General features: G+C 62.5%; 7 protein-coding genes. 5 read left to right on the plus strand and 2 right to left on the minus strand.

Translation table 11 applies throughout. The features are described from left to right. Positions 1–13 precede the first annotated feature (13 nt). The gene (locus tag CH292_RS26850; protein WP_143545817.1) at positions 14–1,237 is read right to left on the minus strand and encodes a hypothetical protein; all 1,224 of its coding nucleotides are present in this window, start codon (positions 1,235–1,237) and stop codon (positions 14–16) included. A gap of 389 nt (positions 1,238–1,626) precedes the next feature. Here CH292_RS26850 and CH292_RS26855 point away from each other — a divergent pair, with 389 nt between their 5' ends. The 5 genes from CH292_RS26855 to CH292_RS26880 all read left to right on the plus strand — a co-directional run bounded on the left by CH292_RS26855 (position 1,627) and on the right by CH292_RS26880 (position 7,434). Beyond that, the gene (locus tag CH292_RS26855; protein ID WP_094656216.1) at positions 1,627–2,007 is read left to right on the plus strand and encodes a plasmid mobilization relaxosome protein MobC; all 381 of its coding nucleotides are present in this window, start codon (positions 1,627–1,629) and stop codon (positions 2,005–2,007) included. A gap of 26 nt (positions 2,008–2,033) precedes the next feature. Continuing rightward, complete coding sequence (locus CH292_RS26860) at positions 2,034–3,761, plus strand: relaxase/mobilization nuclease domain-containing protein (protein ID WP_256978596.1); 1,728 nt, start codon at positions 2,034–2,036, stop codon at positions 3,759–3,761. Between the two features lie 718 nt (positions 3,762–4,479). Continuing rightward, positions 4,480–5,598 (plus strand): TIR domain-containing protein, encoded by a 1,119-nt coding sequence (locus CH292_RS26870; RefSeq protein WP_094656219.1) that lies wholly within the window; start codon positions 4,480–4,482, stop codon positions 5,596–5,598. A 25-nt stretch (positions 5,599–5,623) separates the two neighbouring features. Beyond that, positions 5,624–6,304, plus strand: a complete 681-nt coding sequence (locus CH292_RS26875) for a hypothetical protein (protein ID WP_094656220.1) — start codon at positions 5,624–5,626, stop codon at positions 6,302–6,304. 350 nt (positions 6,305–6,654) lie between these two features. Continuing rightward, a complete protein-coding gene (locus CH292_RS26880) occupies positions 6,655–7,434 on the plus strand; it encodes a hypothetical protein (protein WP_094656221.1) in 780 nt (259 codons plus the stop codon). A 97-nt stretch (positions 7,435–7,531) separates the two neighbouring features. Here the strand turns inward: CH292_RS26880 and CH292_RS26885 are convergent, their stop codons facing one another. Then, positions 7,532–9,100, minus strand: coding sequence for a hypothetical protein (locus CH292_RS26885; RefSeq protein WP_094656222.1), 1,569 nt, complete (start codon positions 9,098–9,100; stop codon positions 7,532–7,534). Between the last annotated feature and the right edge of the window lie 183 nt (positions 9,101–9,283).

The raw sequence follows: 9,283 nt of genomic DNA on the forward strand, positions 1-9,283 counted from the left end.
CATAGTCTGCGTACTACTTGCCCGCGTACAGACGTACGAGGATAAGTGCGACGGAGATCTTGCGGTCGTCGTCGTCCGGTTTCCGCAGAATGTAGCGAGTACAGCTGTCCCACTCGGTTCTGGCCGGATCGACGCCTTCACACTTGGGGTGTGACTCCATAGTCGTCTTTGCAGACTTGATGATTGCCCCGACGTCTTTTCGATCTTTGATGAACACGACAAGGGCAGCTTTGGTGTCGCGCCAGGTGATGTAGCTCAGCAGTTGATCGACTGCGTCCGTCAACGACTGCGGCCCTGCCCAGAACTTGCATTCGCCAATGAATGCGACGCGGCCCTGCCACCGCAGCAAGATATCTGTCTTGCCGTCCGCATTGAAGGCCTCGCCCACTGCTTGCCCGTCGTAGTTCGCATTCAGCACAACCAAAATCAGGTCTCGAATGGCTGGCTCGTTCAGACCGAATGCCGTAGACGTGCGTTCCATCGCCACCGCCAATCGATCGATGGTCCGCACGACGTCCTCGTAGATCTCCTCTTCCAACACATGGTCTGGCTGCCCCCCGTTCGAGACGCTCACCGCAGGTACTTTCAAGCTCATCCGCTTGAGAGGCACCGGGATTTGTTCGTTGGCCGGGCGCTTGTGAATCGGAATGCCAAGGGCATCGTCCAGCGCGCTACCGCGCTGCACTATTCGGCGACGTCGTTCCAATCGATCATGCAACTCACCGCGAACGGTCGTCGTCCACACCTGCACTCGTTCGTTGCACCACCCGACGTAGGTGTTGAGGTGCTGTTCCACTCGGGCAATGTCGTCGACAATCTCGCGATCCTCCTTGTCACCGACATAAAAGACAATCAGCAATTGTTCATCGTCGAGCACCCGCACGCCGCCGAGCGGGTACTGGCCCATCGGTACCACTCCGTCGATAACTTTCGACCAGAGTTCACGAGTGCCGGCATACGGAACGAAGAGCTCCAAGGATGCCACCATTCGTCGCACAGGCGGACCTTCACTGCTATGAATCGCAGTCGGCTTTTCCGACACGCGTCCCGAAGACTTCTTTGCCCACGAAAACGAGAGCGGCTCCACACCGATGCGCTCCCATATCTCGCCTACGAGCTCGTTGAGATCTCCGCCTTCAATCCGTCGTGCGTCGAGGTTCTCGGCGGCGGTAAGCGCGTCCGATGCCCGACCGGCCAAGAACGAACTCAGCAGTTCCCCGTCCATGAAGATGCTCATCAGTCCAGTTTGCAGAATCAGCCTGGCGGTTGCCCCCAACTGTGGATCGGACGTTGTCCTCATGTGGATGTCCGAGAGTTCCCAGGCCGCTCCGCTCGGTCTCAGGCACCCACAATCGGGTCCGAGATCCACAACCGGGGACAACCGCCGGCCGCGCGCTGGTGGCGAGCGGGTGCGGAATTCGCTGCGCTCGTCCTGGCGTCTTTGGGGGTGACCCACTCCGCAGGCTCCGTGTGCCACCCCTAGTGCCCCGGGCGGAGCAAGCTATATCTTGGGTGCCCTAAATCTGGCGATTTCGGCGGGCACCTGCCACACTGGCTCGTGTGGGTCCCCAGGTGTGGGGTCGCTGCGCTGGGCCGAATGAACATGGAAGACGTGAGGAGCGGGTGATGGGTGAAACCAAAGCAGGGTGGCTGCGCACCCGTCAGTCGAACGTCGTCGGCGGGCGAATGCACCGCCACGTGGTGAAGTTGACCGACGAGCAGGAGCTCGCCGTGCAGGCTGCTGCGCGGGTGCAGGGTGTGACGGTGGCGCGGCTGCTCGCGGACTCGGCGCTCAAGGCTCCACGGGCGGCGGTGTCCCGAGAGGATCTGACGGAATTGTTCGCGGTCGCCAAGCTCATCGCTGCGGTCGGTCGAAACCTGAACCAGCTCGCGAAGGTCGCGAACGCGACGGGTGAGGTGCCGCCGGAAACGGCTGCGGCAGTGGACGCAGTGCGTCGGGTGTTCGATCGGATCGAGCGTCTCCCGCGGGATCTGGTCGGGCGTTGATTCCGAACATCACACGCGGCGCGAAGATGACCGGACTCGTGGTGTATCTCGCCGGGCCGGGCAAGTCGAACGAGCACGAGAACCCACACATCGTCGCCGGCCACGAAACCATCATGTTCACGGCGCCGACGGGGGAGCTGACCCACGAGGATGCGATCGAGCTCGCCGGAAAGTTGGACACGGCTCGGGTGGTGTTCGGTACCGAGGTAACCGTCACGAGCAAGCGGAAGATGAACGCTGCAATCGACGACGGCGTTCCCCGATCGGTTGCTCTGGCCGATGCGACATCGGATCAGAACGTATGGCACTGCTCGCTGTCGCTAAACCCGGACGAGGGCGCGCTGTCGGACGAGAAGTGGGCTGCGATCGCGTCGGACTTCATGAAGGAGATGGGGTTCGACGACCCAGAGTCTCCACGCGCGTCGGCACGCTGGATTGCCGTTCGACACGGCAAGACCACCGCCGGCGGCGACCACATCCACATCGCTGCGTCTGCTGTCCGCGAGGACGGTACGAAGGTCGACACCTTCAACGATTTCAAACGTTCACAGCAGGCCTGCAACGTCCTCGAACACCGCCACCAGTTGGTGATCCTTTCCTCGCGTGAATCCGAACGCGGAAGCCGCGGTATCAAACCCGCCGAAGCGGCACGAGCTCGTCGCGCGCATGCGCCGGAGACTGCGCGTGAAGCGATGGAGCGGACGGTCCGGGCGTGCGCGACGGCATCGAAGACAGAAGCGGAATTCGTGCGACGACTGCGCGCACAGAAGTTGTTGGTGCGACCGCGCTACGAGAAGGGAACCACAGGCGAGGTCGTCGGGTATTCCGTTGCCACGGCACCGACACCGGCCGAGCGTGCCAACGGAGGACGACCGGTCTGGTACGGCGGCGGACGGTTGTCGAAGGACCTCACTTTGCCGCGGTTGCGGGACGAATGGGACCGGAGCGAGGACGCGCGGACAGCGGCGGCCGCGGAGTGGAAGGCAACACGCCGCGGTACAGCGGTGACCGTGAGCAACGGGCGCGAACGCGCGCCGGTCGACCCGACGCTGATCGCCCGCGCCGCGCAGGACATCGGCAAGTGGAACACCTATCTGGCGTCGATACCGACGACCGATACTGCGCAATGGGCGCGTGCGGCGGGCCGCACATCGGGTGTGTTCGCAGCATGGTCGGCGCGGATGGAACCGACACCGGGACCCCTGGCAGCAGCGGCCCGCACCTTGGCCGCCTCGGCGCAGATTTCAGCGCACCAGCGTGCCCCGGTCACGCCGAAGAGACTGTCCGCAGGCGGGGCCGCACTGATCTTGTTGCAAGTGGGGACAACCGATCCGGCCGCGGGGTACATGCTGCTGTTGCATCAGTTGACCAAGACAGTGCAAGCGATCGCGGACGCGCACCGCGCCGCAGGGGATCTGGCCCGTGCGTCGACAGTGGAGACGTTGGCGCGAACCGAACTCGCGGCCGTGCGTGCACGGTTGCAGCCCGTGTCCGCAACTGCTCTAGCGACGTCACCCGTTTCGGTGGCCGAGCGCACGCGGCCGTTGACGGCCAGCGAGCAACGCAAGGCGTACAACGCGGAAGTCGATGCGCGTACTGACATCTCCGATGAGATCAAAGAAGTTCTCAAAGCGCGTCATGCCGACACTGTCGGGCGTCCTGATCTGTCTCGCACCTTGGGCCAATCGCAGTCCCCGCGAGCTGCGCCTAATCGACAAACAACGCGCCAGAACGAACCTGGTTTAGAGCGCTGACAGCAGGGCACGTCCGACATCTGGTCGTGGGAAGTTCAACCGGGGTAAGAATTGATTATGGACGCAGCGGGAGTCGCTCTGCTCATTTCAGCTCTTTCGCTCGTTCTGGCCGGTCTTTCTCTGGGATGGCAAATAGCGCAGTGGTTGCTTTCTGCCGGGCGACCGAAGGCGTCGTTGATGCACGGGCTGTCGGATGGAGCTCAGGCGTGGGTGGGCCCTGTTCGAAAAGACGGCACAGGATTTGACATGTCACGCTTGCGGCAACAGGGCGTGACCGGATCGCCGGTAGTGGGCGTTCAGGTCACGAATCACGGTCGCGCACCGGTTGTTGTGGAGACGGTCGCGATGCTCCCCCGCGGTGGGTCCGCGCGATTGGTACCGATTGGAGAACGGATCGGACCCGACCTTCCTCTGACGTTGCAGCCCGGCGCCAACGCCAGCTGGTATTTGTCCGCCGAGCACGCCGAGCGCCTAGTCCGTAGCTCTCGCGAAGTACTGCACGAAAGGGTGTCCGGGGTCTACATGACGGCGCAACTTGCTACGGGCAAAACCGTGGAGACGCCACGAACACTTCGCGTTCCATGAAGCCCTTCGACCCTATCCCCCGGTGGGGATCACCAGGTCAAGAAGGCGTGTTGTGCCACGCAGGGAATGTGTCTGAAGGTTTTGAGACAATCGAACGGAGTTGAGTCGAGTTTCGAAATCAGGAGCGTGATGCGTGTCGGAGTTCGCAGGGTACATCGACGAGCTGGAGTCCATCGCCGAAGAACTGACAGCTCTGACTGCTTACATCGAGGAGCCTAAACGCAAGCGTGATCTGAATCGTCTCAACGAGACCGTACACGCGGCGCACGAGGCTTGGTCGAAGTCCAATCTTGGCTACCATGCGTTCGTCTATTACCACGGTATTCAAGCTCCGCCGCCAGGGGTAATTTTCAGTAAAGAGTGGGGCCTGAGCGAAAGCAGCGGGTGGGAGATTCGGTCCGAAAGCGATGTCCGTGCAACCATTTTGACTGAATGCGGTGATGTGGACGTCGCTGCTCTAGGTGACATGTCGGACGCCGCCCGCAAAACCATCCTCGGCAAGAAGGAAGCCCTGATGTCGATCCTGGCAACTGTGCTCGCGGCGGGCCCCGACCCATACCTGGACAAACTGTCAACGACGATCCAGGATGTCAGCGCTCCTAGCGCCGACGCTTTCACGCGGCAGTACATCCCGCGAGGACAGCACATGAGCAGGGACATGCAAGCGATGCAGCAGGGTTTGATGGTCGCTCCTCACCAGCGGTTGTCCGCAGAGTTGCAGGCTATCGAGGCACCGTATATCTGCGCCGCCACTCTGTCGGACAAAGCTAAAGCAGCGTCCGAACATCTAGGTCGACGGGGGTCAATCTCGTCGCCGATGTTGGTAACAACCCAACCCGGTACTCGCATTTTCATAGGGCATGGCCAGTCACCCCAGTGGCGCGAGCTGAAAGAATTCTTGCAGGACCGGCTCGGCTTGGAAGCAGACGAGTTCAATCGAGTACCGGTCGCCGGTACATCGACAACGTCCCGTCTGTCGCAGATGCTCGACGGCGCGGCCTTCGCGTGTCTGATCATGACCGCCGAAGACGAACGAGCCGATGGGTCGAAAACAGCACGGGCCAACGTAATTCACGAAGTAGGACTGTTTCAGGGACGTCTGGGATTCGAGAAGGCCATAGTGCTGCTCGAAGAGGGATGCGAAGAGTTCTCCAACATCACCGGTCTGAGCCAACTTCGATACCCAGCCAACAGGATCTCCGCGATTTTCGAGAACCTCCGCCAAGTCCTGGAACGCGAAGGTCTGCTCTGAAGGAGAACGCCACTAGGATCATCCGGTGGGATTCGACAGGGCCAAAGGTGACATCGTCGCGGAAGCGTACAAACGAACATCAGGTCAGGTCGCCTACCTCGACGAGTCCTACCAGGCACCGGATGCCACAGTGACCACGTCCAACACCTTTTACATCTTCACGGCAGTGGTCGTGCACAAAGACGCCATGGAGGAGCTCAGGCACGATCTCGGTGACATCGTGGACGGAACGTGGTGGCACACCACGGACGCGTTGCTCGAAGAGGACGGCCGCGTCAAAACCCGTCGGATGCTCGAATACTTGGGGGAGGGATTCGAGGCGTGCGTCATTGCGCACAAAGTCCCTGTCGACAAGGACGATCACGACGCCGAAGAGGCACGGCGGGCGTGCTATCGCGCGTTGGCAATCGAACTCGCTGCCGGGGTCACCGGCAAGTGGGAGCCGGTGGAGCTTCTGGTTCTCGAAGAGCGCAGTCAGATGAACTTCCGGAACAAGGACAGGCTGAACCACAAAGAGCTGGTTGCCGAGAAAAAGGTTCCCCGTAACGCCCGACTTCTGCAGACTTCGCCGAAGTTCGAGCGTCTGCTCTGGCTACCCGACGTGGTCTCTGCGGCGTATCGCCGCACTCTTACCCACAGCGATGAGACGAGCACGATGTTCGACCTGATCGAGAAACAAGTGCACTTCGTCGCCATGACCGACTGAAGAGTTCGGGCGAACGGATCTGGACAAAAAGCAGCCCCCGGCTGCCGTAGCTACACCGAGGGCCAGACCGACTGTCGGGGCTCACGCCCGGAGGGTCGATTCCTTGCTCACGAACACTGTAACACCGGCGTGCCATTTTTTCATTCCCACACGGTTCGATCGGGGCGGGAACGGCCGCAGCGTGTGGGTCGACGGTCGGTACCCCCCATCTACGAATGCTCGCGTGATCTTCTAGCTGGTCCTCGGGCCTTATGGGGCACTTCGCTCGGTCGTCGCGTGCGATCCTCTTAGCTACCAGACGGGCAAGGTCGCCCATGGTCGTTGCGGCGAATCGATGGGAACAGGGGTCAATGAACCAGAGCGAAGACAACCGGTCGTTCCTCGAGCGCATCCATGCCCGATGGTTCGGACCACTGTTCGCCATTGTCGGTGTCATAGCAGCTGTGTTCGGCATCGCAGCAGGGGTACGAGCGTGCACGTCCGAGAGCGCACCGACCGCCGATACGAGTGACGAGCAGTTTGCGCCCAGTCGGTTGTACGAAGGCTCTTCGGTAGGCCGCGGTTGGGGTCCTGAGCGAGATCTATTCACAGTGAACGGACCTTCGCCGCTCGGTGCCCTCAACAGCATCACTGACAATCCGGCGATCGGAGACGAGCGGAATTACACTCGGTGCAAGCTGGCCGCCGATGACAACAGCTTCTACGAAAACGTGGTGTCGGCCGCAGACGGCGATGTGGTTCGGGTGTACGTCAACCTGGAAAACGCATCGATTCGTCCCACAGCCGCCGTCATCGACACGCGAATGCGCCTGCTCCTCGATATGAACCTGACCGACGATCCGGGCATCCAAGTGATGTTCACCGGAACACGCGAGAGCGACGGCACGAAACAAGAGGTGTGGGACGGATGCGGGGTCAATTCCAACCAACCGCTCCGACTCGTGCTGGTACCTGGGTCGGGAGAGGCAACCACTCTGTCCGGTTCGTTCGACGTTGCCGACGAAGTGATCATCGGATCTGCTCTGATTCCAGCGGTGCCCGATGTCTCAGAAGAGGGTGTAGTCCCAGGCTCGACTTCCAGCTGGGGTTACTTCACCTTCGACCTTCTGGCTGTCGGCGAGGTTTCCTGACTCCACACAGGACAGACGCCGGAGCGCATACGCTCCGACCTTGGAGAAGCAGAAAACCCCCGCGCCCGAGGCACAAGGGTCTTCTGAAGGAGAACTGCTAGCGGTCTCCGCGTTCGGTGCTCACGGATCGGGTGTTGCTGCGGTCGCCTTTGCTTGCTTTCGGGGATTGTGTTGTGGACGCAGCGGGAGTGCCGATGGGGTGTGCGTTGTCGCGGTCGGCGGCGAGGCGGGCGTCGATGGCGTCCGGGTCTACGCCGGCGGCGTGTAGCTGCGCGGAGAGTGCGTCGCGTCGTTCTTTGGAGTCGTACCGGTTCGGTGAGGCCGAGCTCGTCAATGTAGGGGCAGGCTGTATTCCTGGTGCGGCGTCGACGCGTGGGCGTCCCGCTGTGGACCATTCTTGGATCAGCTCGGTTCTCGCCGTCAGGTAGTCCTGACGGTTGGCCGAGATTTCGGTCTGCGCGAACTGCGCTGCCAGGGCCGGTGCGTTTTCGGTTGCCCAGGCTTTGGACTGGACGACTTCCCATCCGGTGGTGATGGTTTCGCGTGCGGTGTCTTTGCGTTCCCCGGAGGCGTAGACGTAGCGTTCCGCGTCGCGTGGGACGGCGGTTTTCGCCCACTCCAACGCGGCGTCGAACTCCGCGGCCCGCGTGTCGAGCTGTGTCCCGGGTGCGGGGGTGCACTGTGTTTCGCGTGCGGCGTCGACGCGGTCTGCGTTGCCGATTGCGGCGACGGTGTCTGCGCGTTCGCGTGTCGCCTTCTCGGCGGTGGCTGTGGCGGCGCGTTCAGTGGTCACCGCGGCGAGGCGGTCGGCGAGTTCGTCGGGTAATCCCCGGGAGGCGCTGGCGTCGATGCCGTAGTGGCGTGAGATCTGATCTTCCATGTGGGCTACGCCGTATGGGGCGTTGTTGTGGATGAACTGCTCGTAGATTTCGGCGATCTGATGTTCGGCGGCCATCTCCCACCACCAGTCCTCGTGAGCGAGGTACAGCGGCGGGACGGGCCGGTCGAGGCCGGCGGCTGCGACGTCGGTGCAGAAGAACTCCGGGGCCCATTCGTTCTTGTCGTCGCGAGTGAGGAACACCGCCCAATGCTGCGGCGCACTGTCGATGGCGCCGCGGTCGATGTCCTCGCCGTTGGCCTGACGCAGGTCCCAGGTCGGGATGAATCCGCGGCCGGCGGGGCGATCGTCGACGACGGTGAAGCCGCGCTCGGCGAAAGAGTTCGATGCGGCTTCCCGGGCAGCGCGGTCGTTCATCACCGCGGCCAGTCGATCCGCTACACCGGCTTGTTCGACTCCGAGCGCAGCTGTGTCGATTTTGTGCCGGGCGGCGAGTTGATCGTCCAGGCGTGCCAGCGCGTCCGCAGCGACAGGGGACTGGTCTTTCCATGCGTGGGCGGTGCGGTAGGTGTCTGCGAGGATCTCGGGTGTGGCTGCGTCCCACCACCGAGACGAGTGCACCGGGCGCAGTTGCGCTTCGGCAGATCCTCGTTCGGCGCGGAGCCGGGTCTGGAATGCGCGGGCGTGTTCTTCGCTGCGCTGGCGGGACTCCCGGAGGCGGTTCTCCCGGCGACGGGCGATCGCTTCGCCGGCGAGGAGGGCGACCTGCAGGCTGGTGCGCAATGAACGGCCGAGGTCGTCGGTGAGGGTGTCGGGTGCTTGCGTCATCGTTGTGCTCCTTCAATGGCGGCGGTGGTCGAGCGGGCGTCAGCGGATGGTGGGGCGGCGTCGACGGCTGCGGTGTCGGGGTCGGCGGGGATCGCGAACAGGGCGGTGGGCGTGGAGGGCGCACTGATTCTGATCGCTGTTCTCGACTGCGGTCTGCTCGGTGCGACGACGGAGAAGCCTCCG

It is taken from the genome of Rhodococcus sp. 14-2470-1a (assembly GCF_002259425.1).
Lineage (GTDB): Bacteria > Actinomycetota > Actinomycetes > Mycobacteriales > Mycobacteriaceae > Rhodococcoides > Rhodococcoides fascians_E.